The sequence below is a fragment of the Streptomyces sp. NPDC059564 genome, assembly GCF_042735575.1.
In the GTDB taxonomy this organism is placed as follows: domain Bacteria; phylum Actinomycetota; class Actinomycetes; order Streptomycetales; family Streptomycetaceae; genus Streptomyces.
In genome coordinates this window covers 1-1,580 of record NZ_JBHWBP010000673.1, presented here as the reverse complement: position 1 = coordinate 1,580, position 1,580 = coordinate 1, and the positions used below count along the sequence as shown (strand labels likewise).

Genomic DNA, 1,580 nt, shown 5'->3' with positions numbered 1-1,580 from the left:
GCCGGATCCTCGGTGTGCGCCGGGTGGCGCAGGGCAAGCACCGCGGCGACGGGGGACACGCAGGCGATGGCCCGGCAGTCCAGCCAGGTGGTCTGCACCCCGAGCACCAGCGACAGCGAGCTGAACACGGCGATCGAGATCGGCGCCGTACCGATCCCCGCGAGCGACAGGGTCGACATCGCGGCGCCCATCCGGTCCTCCGGGGCCGACTGCTGGTACAGGGTCACGATGGCCGGGCCGTTGAGCCCCGACAGCAGGCCGACCGCGGCGGCGACCGCGGTGAGCGACACCACGGACGGCATCAGCGCCATCACCAGGATCCCCGCCGCGAGCCCCGCCCCGGTCACGACGAGCCGGACGAACATCGGGATGCGGTGCGCGAGCGCCGCGCCGACGGCGCTGGAGCCGAGCGCGCCCACGCTGAAGGCCGCCAGGACGACGCCCACCGCGCTCACGCCCCAGCCGCGTTCGGAGACCAGCAGCGGCAGGGCCACCTCGGCGGGCCAGCTGAAGGCCATGTCCAGGCAGAGGGCCGCGACGAACATCCAGCGCAGCCGGGGGTGCCGCGCCAGCAGCCGGAAACCGTCGCCGGACCGCTTGACGAGGGACACCCCGGGCTCGGGCTCCGGGCGCACGAAGCCGTGGGTCACGTGCAGCAGGCAGCCGAACCAGATCGCCCCGGTGACCGCGCCGGCCAGCAGGGCCACCCACAGCTCCCCGACGGTGATCAGGAAGGCGCCGGCCGGGGCGCCCAGGATCGGGGCGACGCGGAGCACCATCGCGTACAGGGAGTTGGCGCGGGCCAGTTGCTCACCCCGGGCGAACATCGGCAGCAGCACGCCCGAAGCCGGGCCGGCCAGCCCGAGCAGCACCCCCTCGACCAGGGCGATGACGACCAGCGGCCACAACTGCTCGGCGGTGGCGGTGAGTACGGCGCCGACGGCGAGCAGCGCGACCCGCGCGGCCGTGGTGCGCAGCAGGACGAAGCGCGGGCCGAGGGTGTCGGCGACCGCCCCGCCGAAGATCAGCATCAGGGCGCGGGGCACGGTCGCGGCGAGCATCAGCAGGGTCACGGCCCGGGTGCCGCCGAGCTCGACGGCCGTCCAGTTCATGGCGATGAGCAGGGCGAAGCTGCCGAGCTGGACGGCGGCCTGGCCGCCGACGAGGGAGCCGACCCGGCCCCACTGCACGCGCTCGGGGGAGGGCGAGGGGCTGGGAGGTTGTACGGGGGCGTCCATGGTGCACCTTTTCTGCGAGTTCTACGAGGAGGGGGGTGGGGCGGATGTCTCAGGGGCGGGGCCGGGCCGTCAGCGCGCGGGCGACGGCCCGGCGGGCGGCACGGGTGAGCCGGGTGGCGGTGGGGGCGGGCCCGTACGTACGCAGCTCCAGGCGGCCGCCGAGATGGCCGAGCCCCGCTTCGGCGAGGGCCCGCGAGGCGGCGGCGCCGGCCGCGCGGGTACCGGGACCGGGACCGGGACCGGGACCGGGGCTGGGGCCGGGGCCGGGGCCGGGCCCCAGGGTCACCCCGGGCACCTCCCCGAACCGGAACCACGCCCGCACGAGCCCGCCCCGACGGCCCC

The 1,580-nt window shown here is 76.4% G+C and carries 2 protein-coding genes; both read right to left on the bottom strand.

All coding sequences use genetic code 11. The annotated features are described in order from the left end of the window. On the bottom strand, window positions 1-1,238 hold a 1,238-nt coding region (locus tag ACFV0Q_RS41520), incomplete at its 3' end, for an MFS transporter (RefSeq protein ID WP_385013292.1). A gap of 49 nt (window positions 1,239-1,287) precedes the next feature. Next, on the bottom strand, window positions 1,288-1,580 hold a 293-nt coding region (locus tag ACFV0Q_RS41515; protein ID WP_385013291.1), incomplete at its 5' end, for a hypothetical protein.